Genomic DNA, 21,343 nt, shown 5'->3' with positions numbered 1-21,343 from the left:
TTGGACTAATTTTCTATTCCTGGACAGGGACTCTAGATACAGGTACGCCCGTCTGTCCAGGGAACGGTCAGACGGGCGTGGGGTGGCGGCGTGACGCGCGATCGGCCTCAGTGACCGCTGATCCCCCTGGTCGCGTACGGCTCCTCGAGTTCCCGTACCTCGTCGTCGGTGAGCCGGAGGTCGAGCGCGGCGAGCGCGTCCGGGATGTGATGGGCCTTGGTGGCACCGACGATGGGAGCGGTGATGCCCGGGCGGGACGCGACCCATGCCAGGGCCACCTGGGCGCGCGGGACACCACGGCGGGCGGCGATCGCGGCGACGGCGTCGACGATCCGCTTGTCGTCCGGCTGGTACAGGGTCCGGCCGAAGGCGTCCGTCTCACTGCGGACGCTGGAGGCGTCCCAGTCGCGGGTGAGGCGGCCGCGGGCGAGGGGGCTCCACGGGATCACACCGACGCCCTGGTCGGCGCAGAGCGGCAGCATCTCGCGTTCCTCCTCGCGGTAGAGGAGGTTGTAGTGGTTCTGCATGGACACGAACTTCGTCCAGCCGTGCCGCTCGGCGGTGTGCTGCAGCTTGGCGAACTGCCAGGCGTACATCGAACTCGCCCCGATGTAACGGGCCTTGCCGGCCCTGACCACGTCGTGCAGCGCCTCCATGGTCTCCTCGACGGGTGTGTCGGGGTCGAAGCGGTGGATCTGGTAGAGGTCGACGTAGTCCGTGCCGAGCCGGCGCAGGCTGTGGTCGATCTCGGTCATGATCGCCTTGCGGGACAGGCCCGACCGGTTGGGACGGTCACTGCGGGCGGCGCCGTTCTCCACCGCGAAGTAGACCTTGGTGGCGATCACGACGTCCTCACGCCGGGTCATCTCCCCGAGCGCCCTGCCGACGATCTCCTCGCTGGTGCCGGCGGAATAGCTGTTGGCCGTGTCGAAGAACGTGATCCCCGCGTCCAGGGCCTGGCGGATGAGCGGGCGGGCTGCGTCCTCGTCCAGGGTCCACGGGTGCGGCCCCCGGTCGGGAACGCCGTAGCTCATACAGCCCATGGCCAGCCGGGAGATCTCCAGACCGCTCGTGCCGAGCTTGACGTACTCCATGGTGCGACTCCCCTCGTCGGTGGGTCCCACCGAGTGCGCCACGACGCGGGGCCGGGGCACGGGCGGGACTTCTCCGTCTGCGTGATCATGATCGTATCGGGGTGGCTCCGACCGCCGCCGCGTCGATCCGGGCCACCCTTCCGCCGATCCGGGCCATGCCTTCCATCGGCCCGGGGCACACCGTCCAACAGCCCGGGGCACACCGCCCATCGACCCAGACCACGCCGTCCATCGACCCAGAGCACACAACCCATCGGCCCGAGCCACACCGCCCATCGGCCCGGGCCCGCTCGCCTCGACCCGGTCTGCCGCGTCACCGGTCCTGGTCGGGGCGACGAGTTCGGCGAAGGGGCCGTCCACGTGCACGAGGTCGTCGTGGCCGCCCCGGCTTCCTGGGGGTTCCTGGCTGTCGTGTGACGTCGTACCCACGGGAGCGGAACACCTGTCGGAGCTTCCGTAGGCAAGGGGGCATGGCCCATGAGCACACAACGCTCATGTGTCGGGGTGTCGCCAAGGCTCCGTGTCAGGACGGGGCGAGGACGCAGAACTCGTGGCCCTCCGGGTCCGTCAGGCACGTCCACGGGACGTCGCCCTGGCCGACATCGAGGTCGGTGGCGCCGAGGGCCCGCAGCCGGGCCACCTCCGCCGCCTTGTCGTCACCGGGGTACGGCAGCAGGTCGAGATGGACGCGGTCCGGCACGGTCTTCACGCCGGGCGTGCGGAGGAACTCGAGATACGGGCCGACACCCTTGGCGGAGCGGAACACCGCGTGATCGTCGGTCACCTCGCGCAGGGCCCAGTCCATCGCCTCGCCCCAGAACCGGGCCATGGCCCGCGGATCCACGCAGTCGACCACCACCGCGGCGATCGGCCCGGTGTCCCGGTAGGTCTCCCTGGGCTCCAGCACACAGAACTCGTTGCCCTCGGGGTCGGCGAGGACCGTCCACGGGACTTCGCCCTGGCCCACGTGGGCGGGCGTCGCACCGAGAGCCTCCAGACGCGCGACCAACTCCGCCTGATGGGCCGCGGAGGTGGTGGCGAGATCGAGGTGTACACGGTTCTTCGTCGTTGTCTTGGGTTCCGGGACGGGAACCACGTCGACGCAGACGAAGACCGGGTCCGGCCAGACGGGGCCGTCGGCGGGTCCGACGTAGGTGGTCACGCCGGGGCTGTAAGCACTCCAGCCGAGCGCCTCCGCCCAGAATCGGCCGACCGCCGAGCCGTCAAGAGCCTTTATGTTCACCTGGACAGGTCGCAGTGCCATGCCGGCGATCCTAAAGCGCCCGCTCGGCAACGACACCCGCAGATACCGTCGCCACGCTGCCAAGGGTCCCGCGGCGACGGCTCGCCGGAACACCGGCGCTGGTGACGGCCGTTACGTACGGGGACCTGGGACCGGTGAGGTTCTTGAACCGATGAGGTTCTGGGACCGATGAGTTTCTTGGGCCGATGAGGTTCTTGAACCGATGAGGTTCTTGGGCCGATGAGCTTTCGCTAGTCGGCGAGCTGCGGATAGAGCGCCGCCAGATCCCCGGAGAGCCCCGCCTTCACGCTTCTGGTGACGTCGTCCGCCAGCACCTCGTACGCCCCGGACTCGACTCCGTCCAGCGCCAGGGCGGCGATGTCGCCCGGAGTGGACTTGGGGGCGTCGATGTTCGTGGTCATGTCGGTGTCGATGTAGCCGACGTGCAGACCGGTGACGGCTATGCCGCGGGCACGCAGCTCCAGGCGCAGGGAGTTGGTCTGGGACCAGAGGGCGGCCTTGGTGGCGCTGTACGAGCCGGCGACGCCGAGCCAGGAGAGGACGGAGTGGACGTTGAGGAGGTGTCCGCCGCCGTTGCGCTCGATGACCGGGACGAAGGACCGGGTGACCAGCAGCGGACCATAGAAGTTGATCTCGAATTCGCGGCGTACGTCGTCGACGGGAGCGTCGAGGAAGGACCTCGCGCCGAGCGAGACGCCGGCATTGTTGACCAGGATCGTGACGTCCCGGGCCCGCGCCGCCGCGGCCTCGACCGAGGCGGGGTCGGTGACCTCCAGGGCGACGGGCTCGGCATCGGGGTGGGTGACGGCGCGCGGGTCGCGAGCCGTGGCGTACACCTTGGCGGCTCCGCGCGCGTACATCTCCTCCACCAGCGCCTTGCCCAGACCACGACTGCCGCCGGTGACCAGTACGACGGAGTCCTTGATCGAAGTCATGTGCGTCCTCCCTGGGTGGAAACCGATCGGTTTCCATTCACCGTAAACCGATCGGTTTCCGCATGCAAGCGCATCCGGACGACACCTGCCGAGGCACCCCTTGCCCACGCACACGACCGACCGGCATAGTGGGTTTGAAATTCCAACTTAGCTGGGAGGGGCGGGATGAGCGAGCAGGACACCACGGGGGAAACGGCAGGACACAGGCTGCCCGCCAAGCTGGCCACCCACCCGTCCGTGCGGGCCGTACTGGCCGCTCGGTCGTCCGGCGCCCGGGCCGCGCCGCCCCCGGCGATCGACGCGGCGTGGCTGCGCGCACTGTGCCTCCAGGCCGGCGCCGACGACGCGGCGGCGGTGAGCCTGGACCATCCCGGCCTCGCCGGAGAGCGCGAGCACGTACTGGCCGCGCTGCCGGGAACGCGCTCGCTGATCTCGCTGGTGGTCCGTATGAACCGCGACAACACGCGCTCCCCCGCGCGCAGCGTGGCCAACCAGGAGTTCCACCAGACCGACGAACAGGTCAACGCGGCGGCCCGTACGGTGGCCCGGGCGCTGGAGGACGCCGGCCATCGCGCGCTCAACCCGTCGGCCGGGTTTCCCCAGGAGATGGAGCGCTTTCCGGGCCGCATCTGGGTGGTGGCCCACAAGACGGTCGCCGTGGCCGCCGGCCTGGGAGTGATGGGGCTGCACCGCAACGTCATCCACCCCCGGTTCGGCAACTTCGTGCTGCTCGCCACGGTGCTCGTGGACGCTCCGGTCAGCGCATACGGGCAGGAGCTGGACTACAGCCCCTGTGTGGACTGCAAGTTGTGCGTGGCCGCCTGCCCGGTGGGCGCGATCGGCGGGGACGGCTCGTTCGACGCCCTGGCCTGCACGACCCACAACTACCGGGAGTTCATGAGCGGGTTCACCGACTGGGCGCAGACCGTGGCCGACAGCGAGGACGCCGCCGACTTCCGCTCCCGGGTCACCGATCCGGAGAACGCGTCGATGTGGCAGAGCCTCGCCTTCAAACCCAGCTACAAGTCCGGCTACTGCGTGGCCGTCTGTCCCGCCGGCGAGGACGTGCTCGGCCCCTACCTCGACGACCGCAGAACCTTCCTGAACACGGTCCTGCGTCCCCTCCAGGACAAGACCGAGACCCTGTACGTCCTGCCGGGATCACAGGCGCAGCGATATGCCGAACGCCGTTTCCCGCACAAGCCGACCAAGGAGGTCTCGGGCGGCTGGCGCGCTCCCGGGAAGCAGCGTCCGGACCCGCCCGAGGACCGAGCGCCGCGACATCGCTCTGCCGACGGCGGCCGTGCGGCCGACACCGGGACCGAGACCGGGGGCCCATCCGGCTGACGCCGGGACGGGGAACATCCGGCCGGATCCGGGCGGGGCGGCGTTTCGGACCGCAGCCGACGCGGGACGGCATGCACCGGGCCCGAGCCGGCAGGGGGGCGCACCCGCCTGTGCCGCGACCGGGGGCACATCCGACCTGAAGCGCGCTCAGGGACATGAGGCGTCAGAGCCGGGACCGCGCTGGGAAAGAAGGGGCGGGGAACGACCGAGCGCATGGATTTACCGTTCCCCGCCCCCGGTGCGTCGCCGCCTCGTCACGAACACGGGGGGACGACCCTGCGACCGGTCGGACGAAGCTTCGACTCCCCGATCTTGTTACCGACCCTCCGCCGCCGACCGCCCGCGGGCCAGCGGAGCCGGTCCGGCCGGGTGACGCCGGCGCACCGCACACCGGGGCCCTGGGCTGCCCCGTCCGAGCACCGGGACCTGCTTCCCCCGGCTCGTTCGCCGTCAGCGTCGCTCCCACCGCCGCCGCTGTTCGTGCCGCCCCGCCCCCGGAGAGGCGGCCCTGCAGCCGGGAACTACCGACGCCTACCCGGTAGTTGACATGGGAAGCTTTGGCCAGCCGTGTACGGGGCCGAGGCCGTGACGGTCGCCGAGAGGAGCACAGCGTGACACAGGACGGCGTCCAGGCCGTGCACATCGACACCAGCAAGCCGCATCCCGCGCGGATCTACGACTATCTCCTGGGCGGCAAGGACCACTACGAGGTGGACCAGCTGGCGGGCGACGAGCTCGCCGCCGCGGCACCCGAGGTGCGCATCGGCGTGCGGGCCAACCGCGCCTTTCTGCACCGCGCCGTCCGGTACGTCGTCGCCGGCGGTGTGCGGCAGATCCTGGACATCGGCACCGGCCTGCCCACCTCTCCGAACGTGCACGAGGTCGCCCAGGAGGTGGCCCCGGGCGTACGCGTCGCCTACGTCGACAACGACCCGATCGTCGCCGCACACGGCAACGCACTGCTCAGCCGCTCCGGTACGACCAGCATCGTCCTCGGCGACCTCCGTGACCCGCGGTCCGTGCTGGACCACCCCGACGTCCGCGAGGTCATCGACTTCGACCAGCCGGTCGCCGTACTCCTCGTGGCCGTCCTGCACTTCCTCACGGACGCGGAGCGCCCCGGCGAGGTCGTCGCCGCCCTGCGCGACGCACTGCCCGCCGGCAGCCACCTGGTCCTCTCGCACGCCACGGGCGACTTCGCCGACCGCACGGCCGCCCAGGCCGTCTACAACAAGGCGACGGCGACCCTGAACCTGCGCTCCCGAGCCCAGATCGAACGATTCTTCGCCGGCTTCGAGCTGGTCGAGCCGGGCCTCGCCCAGGTCCCGTTCTGGCGCCCGGACAGCACACCCCCGCCCCGCTCGGGCGAGATCGGCTTCTGGGGCGGCGTGGCCCGCAAGAGCGCCTGAGATCCGGGATCCGCCGGGACAGGCGCGCCGCCCGTACCGCCCCCACCTACCGCCCCCACCCTGCCACCCCCTGCCTGCCTGCACCTGCACCTGCACCTGCACCTGCACCTGCCACACCATGGCGTCGGTACCCCCGGCTTCGGGCGGGGCGCGCCGACGCCGCGTACCGTCCGCCCGACAACCCCTGACCGACCCCGCCAGCCGCCCGCCCTACCCGCCGCACCCCTTGACCGACCCCCTACCGACGGCTCCATACTGGCGGCCAAATCGATTTGGCCACATCGATTTGGCCGCCGTCCACGGCCGGATCGTCGAGGCCTGAGCCGAGCGAGCCGAACGGAGCCCGCGCGTGTCCAGTCCCGTACATCCCGTCGACCCCGTCCCCGTGCCTCCCGACGAGGCCGATGCCGTGCACCCCGTGGACGAGTCCCGCCCCCTCGGGCGGATCCTGCTCTTCGGTGTGCAGCACGTCCTCGTCATGGCGGCGACACCGATCTCCGCGATCTTCCTGATGAGCGCCACCCTCCGGCTCAGTCCGGGCACCACCGTCGATCTGCTTTCGGCGGCCCTGCTGCTGTCCGGGATCGGCTCGCTCGTGCAGTCCCTCGGCCCCTGGAAGTTCGGGCCCCGGCTGCCGTTCGTGATGCTGCCGGGCGGAGCGCCGCTGATCCTGTTCCTGTCGATCGCGCAGCAGCACGGGCTGCGCACGGCGACCGGCGCGGTACTCCTGACCGCCGCCTTCACCTTCCTGGTGCTGCCGCTGTTCGCGCGCCTGCTCAGATTCTTCCCGCCGCTGGTCATCGGCACGATGATCGTGATCGTCGGGGTCAACCTGGTGAAGGTCGGCGCGCTGCTGGTCACCGGGCAGCCCGGCACTCCGGGCTTCGCCGATCCGGCCCGCCTCGGGCTGGCCTTCGCCACCATCGCCCTGATCGTGGTCTTCACCCGGCTGCTGCGCGGCGTCCTGCGGCAGCTCGCCGTACTGCTCGGCCTCACGGCCGGCACGGCCCTCGCCTGCGCCCTCGGGCAGGTCCACCCGGGCTCCGCCCTGTCGGGCCAACTGGTGGGCGTGCCGAGGCCGTTTCCGTTCGGCGCACCCGTCTTCGACCTGCTCGCGGCGCTGCCGCTGCTGCTGTACAGCCTCGCGTCCATGGCGGAGGCGACCGGGCAGACCGTCATCAACGGGGAGGCGGTCGGCAAGGACGTCGACGTGCGGACCGACGTGCCGCGCACGGTCCGCGGGGACGCCCTGACCTCGCTGCTCGGCGGCTGCTTCGGGCTGCCGTTGATGGTGACCAGCGGGGAGAACATCGGCATCGTCCGGGTCACCGGCGTGCGCAGCCGGTATGTCACGGCCGCCGCGGGCGTCGTTCTCGTCGTCCTCGGCTGTGTGACCCCGGTCGCGCGGGCGATCAGCGTGATGCCGCCCGCGGTGGTCGGCGGCGCCGCGATGGCCGTCTTCGCGGTGATCACCGTCCTCGGTGTGCAGATGCTCGGCCGGGCCCGGCTCGAGGACCACACGGCCACGGTCACCTGCGCGGTCGCACTCGCCCTGGGGCTGCTGCCGATCCTGGTGCCCGGTGTGTACGCCGGATTCCCGTCCGGCGTACGGATCCTGCTGGAGAGCGGGGTCGCCGTGGGCGCCCTCGTCGCCGCCGTCCTCAACGTCGTCTTCCACCACCTGGGGCGGCACCCCGTGGACACCACCGGCACCGTGCCGGCCGAGGCGCCGGGTCCCGCCGCCCGTGTCCGACCTCGCGCCCAGCCCCTCCCCCTTTCGAACAACGGAGAAGCATGACCGACCTGACCCCCGACCGGCTCCGCCACGACGCGCTGCTGCTGGTCCCCGACGTGACACTCACCCCCGACGGCCCGCTGGAGCTGCAGGCGGTGGTCGTGCGGGACGGCGTGTTCGGCGACGTCGGCCCGGTCGAGCGGATCGTCCGTACCCACCCGTCGCTGACCCCCGTCCGGTTGCCCGGGCACGTGCTGATGCCGGGCTTCGTCGACGCCCATCACCATCTGACGCAGAGCTTCGGCGGTGCCCTGGCCTTCGGGGAGCCGTCGGAGATCTTCCGCCGGGTGTGGGTGCCGCTGGAACGCGCCCTGGACGAGGAGTCGGCGTACGTCGCCGCGAAACTGGCCGCGCTGGAGTCCCTCCGGGGCGGTTTCACGACGGTCGCCGAGTCGGGGACCCGGGCCGCGGTGGACGTGGACGTGGTGGCCTCGGCCGCACGCGACGCGGGCATCCGCTGCGTGCTGGGGCTGGTCTGCAACGACGCCTCGGACGGCACCGGCGACGACGCGGATCCGCGGGCCGTGCTCGCCACCGCCGAGCGGCACCTCGCGCGCTACGGCACCGACGACCTGGTCCATCCCTCGCTCGCCGTCTCCGTGCCGGAGGCCGCGACCGCACCCACGCTGGCGGCGACGGCGCGCCTCGCCGCCGACGCGGGCACCGTCGTACAGATCCATGTGAACGAACACCTCGTGGCCGTCGAACGCTCCCTGGTCCGGCACGGGCTGCGGCCCCTGGAGTACCTGCGCCATGTGGGCGCGCTGGGCCCGCAGTTGCTGGCCGCGCACGCGACGCTGCTCACCCCGGCCGAGGTCACGCTGCTCGCGGACAGCGGCGCGGCGGTGAGCTACAACCCGGTCGCCAGCGCGTGGAAGGGCAACGCCGTCGCCCCCGCGACCACCTTCGCCGAGCGCGGCATCCGGTTCGGCCTGGGCACCGACGGGACACGCGGGGACGGTTTCCGGCTCGCGGACGCCGCGGAGTTCGCTCAGCGGCTCACCTACGGCCTGGCCAGCGGCGACTCCTCCTGCGGCGCCGGCTGGACGTGGTGGGAACGGGCCACGGCGGGCGGCGCGGACGCGGTCGGGCTCGGCCGGCGCACGGGACGCGTCGCGCTCGGTGCCGCCGCTGACTTCCTCCTGGTGGACATCGGGGGGCCGGAGATGCAGCCGTCCTGGGACCTGCCGTGGGAGCTGGTCCGGCGCGGCAACCGGGACCAGCTCACCGCCGTGTTCGTCGCCGGCCGGCTGCGCCTGTGGCACGGCTGGCCGCCGGACTGGGACGGACCGGCACTGGTGCGACGGGCCGCCGAACTGGGCCCGCGCGTGGTACGGCGCGCCGGCGTGGCACGGGCCCACCCGACGTCGGTGACCGCACGGCAGCGGGCGGCGACGCCGGACGCCTCCGGGCCTCCCCGGCCGCGGACCACGCCCGCGGCCGGGGAGGCACCCACCGTCGCACCGCCCCATGGGCACCCGTACGGCTCCGTCCTCCCCGCGCCCTGTCCCGGTGGCCGGCGATGAGCGCCGGCACCCTGGCGGTACTGGCGTTGACCGTCGCGGCGGCGGCGTTCGTGCAGGGGACCAGCGGCCTCGGATTCGCGCTGATCGTCGCGCCGGTCGCGGGCCTCGTCGATCCGGCGCTGCTGCCGGTGTTCGTGCTGACCGCGATGATCCCGCTCAACCTGTACGTCGCCTGGCGCGAGCGGCACAGTCTCGATCTGCGCGGCGCCCGGTGGATCACGGCGGCGCGGCTGACGGCGACACCGGCGGGGCTGGCCCTGCTGTGGGCGATCCCGCGGGGTGCGCTCGGGGCCGTCGTCGGCGCGGCCACGGTACTGGCGGCCGTGGTGAGCCTCGTCGTGCCGTCGTTCGTGCCCGGGCGGGGAGCGTATGTGGGCGCCGGTGTCGTCACCGGGCTGACCGAGACCGCTACCGGGGTGGGCGGCCCGCCGCTCGCCCTCGTCTACCAGCACCGGCCTCCGGGCGAGCTGCGGGCGACGGTCGCCGCCTGCTTCCTGGTGGGCGAAGTCGCCTCCCTCCTCCTGTTGTTCGTCACGGGGCGGGGACGTCCGGCGGACATGGGCTGGGCCCTCCTGCTGCTGCCGGCGCTCGCCGCGGGAGCCTGGCTGAGCCGGCTCGTGCACCGTCGTGTCGACGCGCGGCGGATGCGGGCGTTCGTCCTCGTCTTCGCCCTGGTGTCCGGGGTGGTGCTGATGACGGGGACGTGACACCTCCCTGCGCGAGGGGCCCTGTCTACGCCTCCCCCTGCCCCGTGCGCGTCCCGCCGGTCCCGGGCGGTGGGCGGCGCAGCGACGAGGCGCGCGGTACGAGCCGGGGTGCGGCGGAGGGCGGCTCGTCCCTGGTCCCCGCCGGCCCGGCCGTGCCGGTGGCCGGTCGCGCGCCCAGCCGGGCGAGCAGCAGTTCCACCGCGTCCGCGGCGGCCCGGTCCAGCCGCAAGTCGACCGCGGTGAGCGGCGGTTCGCAGGTACGGGCGCGCAGCCCGTCGTACCGGGTGACGACCATGACGTCGTCGGGAACACGGCGTCCCGCGTCCCGCAGTGCCCGTACGGCGCCGACGGCGAAGGCGTCGACCAGGACGCACAGCGCGTCGATGCCGGGGTGCCGCGCGAGCAGCGCGGCGCATCGGTCGTACCCCGCCTGCTCGCCGCCGTCCTCCGGGGCGGTGGCGACGATCGGCGGCCAGCCGTGCGCGGCGGCGGTGCGTTCGTACGCCGCCCGGGCGTCCACCGAGGAGTGACGGGTGCCCGCGCCGATGATGAGTGCCGGACTGCGGGCGCCCTGGTCGCGCAGGTGGTCCAGGAGCAGTTCGACCACCCTGCCGCCGTGCAGGTCCACGTAGGGGGCGTCGTCGTCGGGCGCGGTGGGCCGGCCCAGGGCGACGTACGGCAGTCCGCGCTCGCGCAGTTGGGCCACGGCCGCGTCGTCCGCCTCGGGTTCGACCACGATCGCGCCGTCGATGTCGACGGAGTACAGCGCGGACCCGGACTGCACGGGCGGGATCAGCACCAGGGCGTAGTCGTGGACGAGGGCCCGCTCGGCCGCCGCGGCGGCCACCTCCATGTAGAAGCCGAGCCGTGAGGGGCCTCCGGCCACCGCGAACGGCATCGAGGACGCCAGCGCGATGGCCTTGGCCTGGCCCCGGCGCAGCCGCTGGGCGCGCAGGTTGGGCCGGTACCCCAGCTCGGCGGCGATCTTCTTGATGCGTTCGCGGGTCCGCGGGTCGACCTTGCCGATGCCGTTGAGGGCGTGGGACACCGTGGTCCGCGACACCGACGCCGCGGCGGCGACATCGGCGATCGTGGGCCGGCGAGCGCCCTGCGAGGTGGTCATGGGCCCATCTTCGCAATCTCCGTCCGCCGGAGCCAGCACGGCCCCGCACCGGCAGCCGGCCGCCCGGGCAACGGGCGCCCCGCGTAAGGGTGTTCACGCGCGGTCGGCGGTGGGGCCGAGTCCCTGTCGGATACACGCGCCGGCGCCGAGGAAGCGGCCGAAGCCGGCACCTGTGGGGGGCGCCTTCGACCGGGGCTGGGCCGCGCTGATCGCACTGAGCTGATCGCACTCATCTGTGCCACGGACACCGGTCCCGAGGGGGTGCGGGCCCCGAGGGGGTGCGGGCAGCGGGCGGCCCGTCTCGGCCATGCCGGGAACCTGCTGACCGCGGAGGTGACCGAGCCGCTCGGACCGACCTCCGCCCTCGGCGGCCCGCCCGGCCCGCGGGTGGCGCAGGTGCCCTGCCGGGACCCGCCGTGGCAGCGGCCCGCGTCGCCCGGTTCGACGTCACCCGGGGCTGCCGGTACCTGCGACGTCATCCGTGGCTGCCGGCGCCTGCGTGGCCGGTCCCTTCGGCGAGGCGGCCGTCGCCGCCGAGGTCGTGCGCACCGGCGGACTACCTGGCGGCCGGCGGCTGCTGCGCGCGGACGTGCGCCGCCCTCGTCCGCGATCAGCGCCCCGCCGGCGTCGTCGGCGAGGCGATCGGCGTGTCCGTGCGGTGGGGGCCGGCGCCGACGCTGGACGCGTTCGACTTCGGCTCCCCGACTGCCCGCCGCCCGCTCACCGGCACCGCACCGCTCACTCACCGACCGCATCCCCGCGACGACGTGCCGTGCGCGGCCGCGTACGCCGACGTGCATGCCGGGACGGCCGGACTCGTTGTCCGGCAGAGCCACCTGCGTTCCCGGCGCAGGCAGGCCGGAGTCTCTGGTGAGGCTCGCGTGATGGTGCGACTCTGGGTGGAGAGGTCTGCGACGAGGGGAACCCTGGAGGGCCGATGGGGCGCGACGTCCCGGCGCTCGTCTTCACCCGCGAGGACCGCCGCCGGTACCGGATCAAGATGCACGAGTGCCTCGACGCGCTGGCGCAGATGCTGCGCGAGTCACGGTTCGAGTCGGAACGGCCGCAGGTCGGCCTGGAGATAGAGCTGAACCTGGTCGGTGAGGACGCCGAGCCGGCGATGCGCAACACCGATGCGCTGAAGGCGATCTCCGACCCCGCCTGGTCCACCGAGCTGGGCCGGTTCAATCTGGAGATCAACGTCCCGCCCCGGCGGCTGACCGCGGGCGGCCCCGACGCCTGGGAGTCGGAGATCCGCGCCGCGCTGAACCACGCCGACGAGCGGGCCGGATCGATCGGCACCCGGCTGATCATGATCGGGATCCTGCCCACCCTGCGCCAGGAGGACATCGGCGAGGAGAGCCTGTCGGAGAACCCGCGCTACCAGCTGCTCAACGACCAGATCTTCGCGGCCCGGGGCGAGGACCTGCGCATCGAGGTGGACGGTGTGGACCGGCTGCGCACCTACGCGGACACCATCACCCCGGAGGCCGCGTGCACGAGCACGCAGTTCCATCTCCAGGTGTCGCCCGAGGAGTTCGCCGGCTACTGGAACGCGGCGCAGGCCGTCGCCGGGGTCCAGGTCGCCCTTGCGGCGAACTCGCCGTTCCTGTTCGGCAAGGAGCTGTGGCACGAGACGCGCATCCCGCTGTTCGAACAGGCCACGGACACCCGCCCGGAGGAGATCAAGGTGCAGGGTGTACGGCCCCGGGTGTGGTTCGGCGAGCGGTGGATCAACAGCGTCTTCGACCTCTTCGAGGAGAACCTGCGCTACTTCCCGGCGCTCCTCCCGCTGTGCGACGAGCAGGACCCGGTGGAGACGCTGGACCGCGGAGACACCCCCGAACTCGGCGAACTGACCCTGCACAACGGCACGATCTACCGCTGGAACCGCCCGGTGTACGCCGTCTCGCACGACCTGCCGCACATCCGGGTGGAGAACCGGGTGCTGCCCGCCGGACCGACCGTCGCCGACACCCTCGCCAACGGTGCCTTCTACTACGGGCTCACCCGCGCCCTGGTGGAGGAGGACCGGCCGGTGTGGTCGCGGATGTCGTTCGCGGCCGCCGAGGACAATCTGCACACCGCCGCCCGGCACGGCATCGACGCCCTGCTGTACTGGCCGGGGACGGGCGAGGTGCCGGTGCCGGAACTGGTCCTTCGGCGGCTGCTGCCGCTGGCGCACCGGGGCCTGGAGCTGTCCGGCATGGACGAGGCGTGGCGGGAGCCGCTGCTCGGCATCATCGAGCAGCGCTGTGTGACGGCGCGCAACGGCGCCGTGTGGCAGAAGGAGATGTTCCACCACCTCGACGCCACCGCGCACGCGGGCCGGCACGAGGCGCTGCGCCGGATGACCCAGCTGTACATCGACTACATGCACCTCAACGCGCCCGTCCACACCTGGCCGGTGGACTGAGCCGGCTCAGCCTCGCCCGCCCAGCAGGTTCACGGCCCGGTCGAAGGCCGAGTCACGGTTCTTCGCGAACTCCTCCTTGGTGAAGACCGGTTCGGTCAGCTGCGGAGGGATGCCCGTGCCGTCGAAGGTGCGGCCGGTGCGGGTCAGGTACTCCTCGTTCGGCAGGCCGAAGAGCAGGCCGTCGGGCAGGGAGCACACCATCACGTCCGAGAAGACCCCCTGGGTGGGCTGTCCGATGCGCACGGTCGGCCCGGGCCGGTCCAGGAGGGCCTGGGTGAAGGTCTCGCCCGCGCTGACCGTGGAGCCGCCGGTGAGGACGGCGACGGGGCCGGTGTAGCGGGGGGCGTCGGCCGGGACGACACGCACGGGTTCGGGGCGGGTGTGCCGGGTGGGGTCGGCCGGGTCGTTGCGGGCCTGTTTCGTGTACGCCGTGTACGGCGTGTCGGTCAGCCGCTGGGCGATGCGGATGCCCAGGCGGTCGGAGCCGCCGCCGTTGACCCGCAGGTCGACGACGAGCCCCTTGAGGCGTTGGGTACGGCTGGGGGTGAGCACGGTGTTCAACGCCCGGTCGAGCTCGGCCTGTTCGGCGGTGTACGGCGCGCCGTCGCCGGCGTAGCCGCCGAATCCGGAGATGCGCAGATAGCCGAGGTCGCCCCGCAGGTCGGCGTAGGTGATCCGGCCGGCGGCGAAGTCCTGGCGGTGGGGGGCGTCCTCGAGGTCGCGGGTCAGGATGAACTTCTTGACCCTGGCGTCCAGTTCCGGGCCCGGGTTCTCCGTGCCGGGGCGGACCTGGCCGAAGACGCGGTCGCCGTCCATCACCGTGACATGGGCGTCGTACAGCGGACGCACCATCCGGCTCAGGATGCCGAAGAGTTCGTCCTTGGTGGTGTCCTGGTGCACCAGCGGCCGGTACCGGTCGCGGACGGCGTGCCAGTCGACGGCCTTCGGGGCGAAGAAGGGGTAGTTCTCCTCGAAGGTGTGCCAGAAGACGTCGAAGGCGGTGCGTGGGTCGGTGCCGGTCGGTCGGGTGCAGTCGGCGGGCGGGGCGCTCAGGCGGCGCAGCTTGCGGTGTCCCACCGAGCTGTCGGCGGAGAGCAGGGCGTGGTCGCGGTCGCGCACGGTCCGTACGGTGAGGATCGAGCCGTCCGGGGCCGCGTACGTCCCGGGACCGGTCTGCCGCGAGGTGTCTCCCCTCAGGCAGCTGACGGACGTCGTCTGGTACTCCTGCAGCACTCCCCCGCCGAGCACGAGCACGGTGCCGTAACCGTCCATGCGCCACACCCCGTCGGTGCCGGGCGGCCCCGTTCGGGCGGCGGCCGCGGCCGGTACGGCTCCGGCGGCGAGGACCAGGGTGGCGACGGTGGCCGTGAGGGTGCGCACAAGCACGTCCTTTCGACGTCGGTGGGCGGAAGACCACCGTCGTCGACGCGCCCCGGCGAACACCATCCGGCCATCCGGTGCATCGGAGGGGGGGACAACCCCCGCCCCCGCCTCGGCCCCGGTCGCACGCTCATGGTGTGGGTGCCATGGGCGTCCGCTCCGGTGTCCTGCGACGGGCCAGGGTCTCGGTCCGGCCCTGGCGCAGCCGCGCGGTGGGTGGCCCGCGGCGCCACCGAGGTGTCCGCGGCCTGGTGCTACGCCTGCGACCGCGCCGACCGCTCGCGGTCCAGGCCGGGGCACGGCGGCTCGTCGGGCAGGTGGGACTTCGCCCATCGGGCCAGTTCCCGGAGCGCCGGTTCCAGGGCGGCTCCCGCCTCGGTCAGCCGGTAGGACACCCGCAGCGGCGGGCCCTCGTCGACCTCGCGGAGCACGAGTCCGGCCGCGCCGAGTTCCGCGAGCCGGTCGGACAGCATGCGCTCGCTGATGCCGGGGACGGCCCGGCGCAGGTCGGCGAAGTGGGCGGGCTGTTCCACGAGGACGGCGACGATCGGGCCGCTCCAGCGTTTTCCGAGCAGCTGGAAGACGCGGGTGATGCCATCGTCCACCCGCTTGCACGCCGCGCTGTCGTGGGTCGTGTCCGCCGCCATGTGATCAGGGTACTACCCCGGCGTAGGGGGGTGAAAAAAAGTAAGTCCCTGTGTTAGAGATAGTCGAGTACAAAAGCTCAGCCCTCGACGAGGACCGTCGCGGAGCACCTCACCCTTTACCCCCCTTATTCGGTTCTGGAGTCACCATGGCCACCCTGCTGCACATCGACTCGTCCGTGTTCCCGGCCGAGGCCTCCGCCTCGCGCGCCGTGGCGGCGGCCTTCCGCGCGCACTGGCAGGAGCAGCACCCCGACGGCACGGTCGTCCACCGCGACCTGTCGGCGCAGCCCGTGCCGCACATCACCGCCGACGCACACACCGCCGGCTTCGCCGACCCGGCCTCGCACACGCCCGGGCAGGCCGCGGCCTTCGCCGAGCGCGTCCGGCTGATCGAGGAGCTGGAGCAGGCCGACGCGGTACTGATCGGCGCCCCGATGTACAACTTCTCGATCCCCTCGACGCTGAAGGCCTGGCTGGACAACGTCATCCTCCTCGGCCGTACCGCGGGCGAGGCCCCGTCCGCCAAGGGCACCCCGGTGACCGTGGTCGCCAGCCGGGGCGGCTCGTACGCGCCGGGCACCCCGCGCGAGGGGTACGAGTACGTCCAGAACTACCTCACGGCCGTCCTCGCCGACGCCCTCGGCCTGGACGTCGACTTCATCGTCCCGGAGCTGACCATGGCCCCGCGGAACCCGGCGATGTCCGAGCTGGTCCCGCTGTACGAGGCCTCCCGCGACCGTGCCTTCGAGGAGGCGGCCGCGAAGGCCAAGCAGCTCGCGGAGCGCCTCGCGGGCTGAGCGGAGCACCTCGCGGGCTGAGCGGCCCGCCATGGACCGGGCACCGCCAGGACGCGGCGCCCGGTCCTAGTCGCTCAGCGGGCCGCCCCGAGCGCTGCACATCGGCTCACACCCGGCCAGGCGGCGACCAAGGCCGCCTCGTGACCCGGCCCCCGTCAAGGATGTACCGTGCAACGACCTGCGCGCCCCGGGTGCCCGCGGGACACCGGTGAGGAGAGGCACGCGTTGACCGCCAGCTACTTCGAGCGCATCGACCGGCACCGCTACAAGCCCACCCCGCACGCGAGCGGCGCATGGGACCCCGACGAGCAGCACTTCAGCCCGCTGGCCGGACTCGTGGTCCACGCGATCGACCAGTACCGGGCCGAGCGCCCGCCGAGCGGACTGCTGCTGTCCCGGATCAGCTTCGACATCCTGGGGCGCCTCGCCCTCGACGAGTGTGAGATCCAGGTGGAGTCGATCCGGCCGGGCCGCACCATCGAACTGCTCGAAGCGGTCGTACGCATCGCGGACCGGCCGGTGGTGCGGGCCCGTGCCTGGCTGCTCACCGAGGTGGACACCGGCGCGGTGGCCGGCGGCGGCGACGCCCGCCTGCCCTTGCCGGACGGCCTCGCCCGCCAGTCCCTGGCTTCCGTCTGGCCCGGCGGCCACTGCGCGTCCGTCGACATCCGGCCGGTCCGTGCCCCGGAGCCGGGCCGCGCCACGGCCTGGATCACCACGGACCTCCGCCTCGTCGCCGGCGAGCCGAGCAGTCCGGTCGCGTCGTACGTCGCACTGGTCGACACGGCCAACGGCATCGCCGTACGCCGGCCGCCGACCGAGTGGATGTTCCCCAACGTCGACCTGACGATCCATCTGCACCGGCAGCCGGAAGGGCGCTGGGTCGGCCTGGACACCACGGTCGTCTTCGGCCCCACCGGCCTGGGCCTCACCAGCAGCGTCCTGCACGACATGCACGGCCCGGTCGGACAGGCCGAGCAGATCCTCACGGTACGCCCGCTGCCCGGCCGGTGACCCCGGCACAGGCCTCAGGACTCGATGTTCCACCGCCCGGGAAGATCGGCGTCGCAGAAGACACAGACGAAGTGGCCGTCCCGCACGATGTGGTGCTGCCCGCAGACGCCGCAGCGGCGGAAGACCACCTCATGGGTGAAGGAACCGGGGGCCGGGCCGCGGCCCTCAGGTCCTCGGGGCCGATACCGATAGCTCCGGCGGCTCCCACGGCGGGGGTGGAGACGGGGCGTCAGCGCGGCCCCACCCTTCAGACCGAGGACGCCGCCGAGGACGAGCGGCTGATGGGTACCGGGCTCCTTGTGCGACTGCCCTCGCGTCCCTGGGGTGACGACCCCTGGGTGATCAACAGGGGGCTGGTGGCACGGCTGCCGGCGGTACCGCTTAGCGTGCTGTCATGCGCGTCGACTACTCACCCGAGGCCATGGGCGCCGGAGCGTTCTACCGGCTGCTCACGGCCGTCGTCGTCCCCCGGCCGATCGCCTGGGTGTCGACCCTCGCTCCGGACGGCGAGACGGCGAACCTGGCCCCGCACTCCTTCTTCACGGTCGCCTGCACCGATCCTCCGGTGGTCCAGTTCACGTCGGTGGGCCGCAAGGACTCGCTGCGCAATGCCGAGGACACCGGCGAGTTCGTCGTGAACTTCGCCCCCGAGCCGCTCTTCGCCGAGATCAACGCGACGGCGACCGACTTTCCCCGCGACCGGGGTGAGTTCGACGCCGTGGGCATCGAGCGGGAGCCGTCGCTGCGGGTGCGCCCGCCGCGGGTGGCGGCGTCTCCGGTCGCCCTCGAATGCACGCTGCACTCGACCCTGCGGCTGGGCGATTCGACGGTGGTGTTCGGCCGGGTCGTGCACGCCGCCGTCCGCGAGGACGTGCTGGTGGACGGCCGTCCCGACATCGACCGGCTACGGCCGCTGTCCCGGCTGGGCGGAAACGAGTGGGGCACGGTCGGCGAGACCCACGAACTGGCCCGCCTACCGTACCGGGACCGCAAGCCCGACTGAGCAGCCCCGCTCCTCAGGCCAGCACCAGCACGAGGGCACCCCCGGCGAGTCCATGGCCGGCCTGCGCGCCGCACCGGAACCCGACCGCGACTCCCCCTGCTCCCGGCGAGCTGCTCCGGGTGCCGTACCGGGACCGCGCCCGCGACCGAGCAGCCCCGCTCCTCAGGCCAGCACCAGCACCAGGGGCACGCCCTGGCACGGCACCAAACGCAGGCCGTCGTACGCGCCGGGGCGTGCCGCGCTGAGCAGTTCGCCGAAGTCGGGGCCCTTCGTGAGGGAGCCGGCCAGATGGGCGGGGTCGGCGGAGGCGGCGACCCGGCCCCGGGCGTTGACCAGACGGGCGGGGCGGGGCAGGCGGCGCAGGAGGGGGAGGACGGCCGCCTCGAAGTGCCGCAGGTAGACGTCGGCGGCGGCCACCCCGGTGAACCGGCCCTCCCACAGCACCGGTTCGGACAGGGTGAGGCTGTACTCGTCGGAGCAGAGGTAGTCGACGTAGGGTCCGGCCACCGCCCGGCGCCCGGTGTCGCGGGGCAGCGTGAACCAGTCCCAGTGCGTGTAGTCGGAGTACGCCGACTGACCGGGATCGAGGTCGAGGAGGAGCGGTCGGACGCCGCCGTCGGCACCCGACTGCCACCACTCCAGCCAGGCGGGCACGTCGGACAGCAGGCCGGGCACCGCGACGAAACCGACACCGGAGACCAGTTCCTCGCGGGTCAGGTGGGGATGCAGTCCGGGACGGAGGGCGGCGAGGTCGGCGCTGACGGGCCGCCGGCCCTGCGCGGCCACCCGGCGGAGCAGGGCTTCGGTGTCGGCGCGGATGGCGGCGACGGTCTCGAAGACAGCCTCCAGCGCACCGCCGACCTGCGCGGCCACCCAGGTCTCCGTCTCGGTGTCGAGGGTGGCGAGCCCGGGCCTGACGCCCATGGTGTCCTCCAGCGGCCGGGAACCGGACGCGGCGCGGTCAGAGGGTGAGGCGTACGGCGACGAGCCGCGCCGTCGACTCCCTGACGCACCGCTCGGCCAGCGTGCCGGCCGTTTCGTGGGCCCCATCCTGCACGGCGGAGATGACGGAGCGGTGACGGTCCGCAACTTCTTCACGATATGCGTCGTCGGCGAGGACGAGGCACAGCAGTGCCCCGACCTCGCTCTGCAGGGCGACCTGTTCGCGGGTGAGCCGGGCGGACTGGGCGGCTGCAGCGAGTTCGACGTGGAAGCGGCCGTACAGCCGGCTGCGTGCCGCCGCGCCTTCGGCCCGGGTCAACTCCTCGGACGTCCGGCGCAGTTGGCGCAGGTCCTCGGGTTCGGTGCGCTGCGCGGCGAGGCGGGCGGCGGCACCGGACAGGGCGGCCCAGTGGTCGCCCAGGTCGCGCAGTTCCTCGGTGCTCCAGCCGCGCAGCCGGGCCCTCAGCCGGTCGTCGGCGGGGACTTCGGGGAGGGAGACGAAGCTGCCGCCGCCGCGCCCCCGGCGGGTGGTGACCAGACCCTGTTGCCGCAGGGCCATGAGTGCCTCGCGCAGCGTGACCGTGGAGACACCGAGCTGCCCGGCGAGCTCGCTCTCGCCGGGGAGCTGCTCACCGTCGGCGAGGAGGCCCAGTTCTATGGCGTCGCCGAGGCGGCGGACGACCGCGTCCACGCGGGCCCGGTTGTCCACCGGACTGAAGACGGCCTTGCGGGCCCGGCCGTCCCTCTCCTGCTGCCTCACGGTCACCACCTCATGCATTGACTCAAGCTTTACCTTAAGGGGACCTTGAGCTTAGAACTATGACTTCATATGTTTGCCGTCAAGCGGTTCAACGTACAGCGCGCCAGAAAGGTTCCCGTATGCAGGGAATTGCGATCCGGCTGCAGGACCTGTGGAAGTCGTTCGGTGAGACGACCGCTGTGGCCGGGGTCGACCTGGAGATCCGGGACGGCGAGTTCTTCTCGATGCTGGGCCCCTCCGGCTCCGGGAAGACCACGGTCCTCCGGCTCCTCGCCGGGTTCGAGACACCGGACCGGGGCCGGATCGAACTCGCCGGCCAGGAGGTCACCGGCCTCGCCCCGTTCGAGCGGGACGTGCACACGGTCTTCCAGGACTACGCCCTCTTCCCGCACATGACGGTCGAGCAGAACGTCGCCTATGGACTGAAGGTCCGCAAGGTGGCGAAGGCCGAACGGCTCGTCCGCGCCCGCAAGGCCCTCGCCGAGGTCCGCCTCGAAGGCTACGGCCAGCGGCGTCCGGCCCAGCTCTCCGGCGGGCAGCGCCAGCGCGTCGCCCTCGCCCGCGCCCTCGTCGGCCGGCCCCGGGTGCTCCTCCTGGACGAGCCCCTCGGCGCCCTCGACCTGAAGCTGCGCGAGCAGATGCAGGTCGAGCTGAAGGCGATCCAGCGGGAGGTCGGCATCACCTTCGTCTTCGTCACCCACGACCAGGAGGAGGCCCTGACGATGAGCGACCGCATCGCCGTCTTCGACCAGGGCCGTATCGCCCAGGTCGGCACGCCCGCGGAGATATACGAGCGCCCGGCGAGCCCCTTCGTCGCCTCCTTCGTCGGCACCTCGAACCTCCTCGACGGGGAGAGGGCCCACCGCGTCGTCGGCACCCCGGGCACGTACAACATCCGGCCGGAGAAGATCCGCGTCCTGAAGGAGTCCGCCGAGGCGGACGAACCGGAGCACGCCACCGCGACCGGAACCGTCGCCGAGGTCGTCTACCTCGGCGACGCCACCCGCTTCCTGGTCGACCTCGACGGCGGGGGCCGGCTCACCGCGCTCCAGCAGAACCTGGAGACCTCCTCCGAGGACGTCGCCGCCTACCGCGGCAACCGGGTGCGCCTGACCTGGCACCGCCGGCACGCCGTCCGGCTGCCCTCCTGACCCCCGCCCCGTCTCTACGTCCCCCTGGAGAAC

At 72.6% G+C, this 21,343-nt stretch carries 18 protein-coding genes; 10 read left to right on the top strand and 8 right to left on the bottom strand.

The window, feature by feature from the left end:
• Positions 1–107 precede the first annotated feature (107 nt).
• From ACWC94_RS28755 to ACWC94_RS28745, 3 genes are all read right to left on the bottom strand, one after another.
• A complete protein-coding gene (locus ACWC94_RS28755; protein ID WP_450800084.1) occupies positions 108–1,094 on the bottom strand; it encodes an aldo/keto reductase in 987 nt (328 codons plus the stop codon).
• Positions 1,095–1,617: 523 nt separating this feature from the next.
• On the bottom strand, positions 1,618–2,358 hold the full coding sequence (locus tag ACWC94_RS28750) for a VOC family protein (protein ID WP_450800083.1): 741 nt from the start codon (positions 2,356–2,358) through the stop codon (positions 1,618–1,620).
• Positions 2,359–2,588: 230 nt separating this feature from the next.
• Positions 2,589–3,293, bottom strand: coding sequence for an SDR family oxidoreductase (locus ACWC94_RS28745; protein WP_450800082.1), 705 nt, complete (start codon positions 3,291–3,293; stop codon positions 2,589–2,591).
• Positions 3,294–3,458: 165 nt separating this feature from the next.
• Here ACWC94_RS28745 and ACWC94_RS28740 point away from each other — a divergent pair, with 165 nt between their 5' ends.
• The 5 genes from ACWC94_RS28740 (at position 3,459) to ACWC94_RS28720 (ending at position 10,077) form a co-directional block, all read left to right on the top strand.
• A complete protein-coding gene (locus ACWC94_RS28740) occupies positions 3,459–4,640 on the top strand; it encodes a 4Fe-4S binding protein (RefSeq protein WP_450800081.1) in 1,182 nt (393 codons plus the stop codon).
• Between the two features lie 611 nt (positions 4,641–5,251).
• Positions 5,252–6,049 (top strand): SAM-dependent methyltransferase, encoded by a 798-nt coding sequence (locus ACWC94_RS28735; RefSeq protein ID WP_450800080.1) that lies wholly within the window; start codon positions 5,252–5,254, stop codon positions 6,047–6,049.
• A 349-nt stretch (positions 6,050–6,398) separates the two neighbouring features.
• On the top strand, positions 6,399–7,847 hold the full coding sequence (locus tag ACWC94_RS28730; protein WP_450800078.1) for a uracil-xanthine permease family protein: 1,449 nt from the start codon (positions 6,399–6,401) through the stop codon (positions 7,845–7,847).
• Positions 7,844–9,370, top strand: coding sequence for an amidohydrolase family protein (locus tag ACWC94_RS28725; protein WP_450800077.1), 1,527 nt, complete (start codon positions 7,844–7,846; stop codon positions 9,368–9,370). The genes ACWC94_RS28730 and ACWC94_RS28725 overlap by 4 nt, the downstream gene beginning before the upstream one ends.
• Positions 9,367–10,077: a sulfite exporter TauE/SafE family protein gene (locus ACWC94_RS28720; protein WP_450800076.1), complete on the top strand. Its 711-nt coding sequence runs from the start codon at positions 9,367–9,369 to the stop codon at positions 10,075–10,077. Before ACWC94_RS28725 ends, ACWC94_RS28720 begins: the two co-directional genes overlap by 4 nt.
• 25 nt (positions 10,078–10,102) lie before the next feature.
• Here the strand turns inward: ACWC94_RS28720 and ACWC94_RS28715 are convergent, their stop codons facing one another.
• Positions 10,103–11,200 carry a substrate-binding domain-containing protein gene (locus ACWC94_RS28715; protein WP_450800074.1) on the bottom strand — a complete coding sequence of 366 codons (1,098 nt, stop codon included), beginning with the start codon at positions 11,198–11,200 and terminating at the stop codon, positions 10,103–10,105.
• Between the two features lie 937 nt (positions 11,201–12,137).
• Between ACWC94_RS28715 and ACWC94_RS28710 the strand changes: the two genes are divergently transcribed.
• On the top strand, positions 12,138–13,616 hold the full coding sequence (locus ACWC94_RS28710; RefSeq protein ID WP_450800072.1) for a glutamate--cysteine ligase: 1,479 nt from the start codon (positions 12,138–12,140) through the stop codon (positions 13,614–13,616).
• A 6-nt stretch (positions 13,617–13,622) separates the two neighbouring features.
• On the opposite strand, the gene ACWC94_RS28705 is transcribed toward ACWC94_RS28710, so the two are convergent.
• Entirely contained in the window at positions 13,623–14,996 is a 1,374-nt protein-coding gene (locus ACWC94_RS28705; protein WP_450800070.1) for a S41 family peptidase, read from the bottom strand.
• 254 nt (positions 14,997–15,250) lie between these two features.
• A complete protein-coding gene (locus ACWC94_RS28700) occupies positions 15,251–15,643 on the bottom strand; it encodes a winged helix-turn-helix transcriptional regulator (RefSeq protein WP_450800068.1) in 393 nt (130 codons plus the stop codon).
• A 146-nt stretch (positions 15,644–15,789) separates the two neighbouring features.
• Here ACWC94_RS28700 and ACWC94_RS28695 point away from each other — a divergent pair, with 146 nt between their 5' ends.
• The 3 genes from ACWC94_RS28695 (at position 15,790) to ACWC94_RS28685 (ending at position 18,457) form a co-directional block, all read left to right on the top strand.
• A complete protein-coding gene (locus tag ACWC94_RS28695; RefSeq protein ID WP_450800066.1) occupies positions 15,790–16,440 on the top strand; it encodes an FMN-dependent NADH-azoreductase in 651 nt (216 codons plus the stop codon).
• A gap of 225 nt (positions 16,441–16,665) precedes the next feature.
• Positions 16,666–17,454, top strand: coding sequence for a thioesterase family protein (locus ACWC94_RS28690; RefSeq protein ID WP_450800064.1), 789 nt, complete (start codon positions 16,666–16,668; stop codon positions 17,452–17,454).
• Between the two features lie 394 nt (positions 17,455–17,848).
• Entirely contained in the window at positions 17,849–18,457 is a 609-nt protein-coding gene (locus ACWC94_RS28685; RefSeq protein ID WP_450800062.1) for a flavin reductase family protein, read from the top strand.
• 162 nt (positions 18,458–18,619) lie between these two features.
• Here ACWC94_RS28685 and ACWC94_RS28680 read toward each other — a convergent pair whose 3' ends face one another.
• Complete coding sequence (locus ACWC94_RS28680) at positions 18,620–19,381, bottom strand: cache domain-containing protein (RefSeq protein WP_450800060.1); 762 nt, start codon at positions 19,379–19,381, stop codon at positions 18,620–18,622.
• A gap of 37 nt (positions 19,382–19,418) precedes the next feature.
• Positions 19,419–20,177 (bottom strand): FadR/GntR family transcriptional regulator, encoded by a 759-nt coding sequence (locus ACWC94_RS28675; protein ID WP_450800059.1) that lies wholly within the window; start codon positions 20,175–20,177, stop codon positions 19,419–19,421.
• A gap of 101 nt (positions 20,178–20,278) precedes the next feature.
• Here ACWC94_RS28675 and ACWC94_RS28670 point away from each other — a divergent pair, with 101 nt between their 5' ends.
• Entirely contained in the window at positions 20,279–21,310 is a 1,032-nt protein-coding gene (locus ACWC94_RS28670) for an ABC transporter ATP-binding protein (protein WP_450800058.1), read from the top strand.
• Positions 21,311–21,343 lie beyond the last annotated feature (33 nt).

The organism is Streptomyces sp. NPDC001135 (assembly GCF_053598395.1).
The sequence above is the reverse complement of the archived record's forward strand: the minus strand, read 5'-3'. Positions and strand labels throughout refer to the sequence as shown.

What these genes read in the sequence shown, in the direction of transcription:
- ACWC94_RS28670 (WP_450800058.1), top strand. Translation starts at nt 20,279, where the DNA reads ATGCAGGGAATTGCGATCCGGCTGCAGGACCTGTGGAAGTCGTTCGGT.
- ACWC94_RS28740 (WP_450800081.1), top strand. Translation starts at nt 3,459, where the DNA reads ATGAGCGAGCAGGACACCACGGGGGAAACGGCAGGACACAGGCTGCCC.
- ACWC94_RS28725 (WP_450800077.1), top strand. Translation starts at nt 7,844, where the DNA reads ATGACCGACCTGACCCCCGACCGGCTCCGCCACGACGCGCTGCTGCTG.
- ACWC94_RS28685 (WP_450800062.1), top strand. Translation starts at nt 17,849, where the DNA reads ATGCGCGTCGACTACTCACCCGAGGCCATGGGCGCCGGAGCGTTCTAC.
- ACWC94_RS28675 (WP_450800059.1), bottom strand. Translation starts at nt 20,177, where the DNA reads ATGCATGAGGTGGTGACCGTGAGGCAGCAGGAGAGGGACGGCCGGGCC.
- ACWC94_RS28720 (WP_450800076.1), top strand. Translation starts at nt 9,367, where the DNA reads ATGAGCGCCGGCACCCTGGCGGTACTGGCGTTGACCGTCGCGGCGGCG.
- ACWC94_RS28755 (WP_450800084.1), bottom strand. Translation starts at nt 1,094, where the DNA reads ATGGAGTACGTCAAGCTCGGCACGAGCGGTCTGGAGATCTCCCGGCTG.
- ACWC94_RS28680 (WP_450800060.1), bottom strand. Translation starts at nt 19,381, where the DNA reads ATGGGCGTCAGGCCCGGGCTCGCCACCCTCGACACCGAGACGGAGACC.
- ACWC94_RS28710 (WP_450800072.1), top strand. Translation starts at nt 12,138, where the DNA reads ATGGGGCGCGACGTCCCGGCGCTCGTCTTCACCCGCGAGGACCGCCGC.
- ACWC94_RS28695 (WP_450800066.1), top strand. Translation starts at nt 15,790, where the DNA reads ATGGCCACCCTGCTGCACATCGACTCGTCCGTGTTCCCGGCCGAGGCC.
- ACWC94_RS28750 (WP_450800083.1), bottom strand. Translation starts at nt 2,358, where the DNA reads ATGGCACTGCGACCTGTCCAGGTGAACATAAAGGCTCTTGACGGCTCG.
- ACWC94_RS28745 (WP_450800082.1), bottom strand. Translation starts at nt 3,293, where the DNA reads ATGACTTCGATCAAGGACTCCGTCGTACTGGTCACCGGCGGCAGTCGT.
- ACWC94_RS28700 (WP_450800068.1), bottom strand. Translation starts at nt 15,643, where the DNA reads ATGGCGGCGGACACGACCCACGACAGCGCGGCGTGCAAGCGGGTGGAC.
- ACWC94_RS28715 (WP_450800074.1), bottom strand. Translation starts at nt 11,200, where the DNA reads ATGACCACCTCGCAGGGCGCTCGCCGGCCCACGATCGCCGATGTCGCC.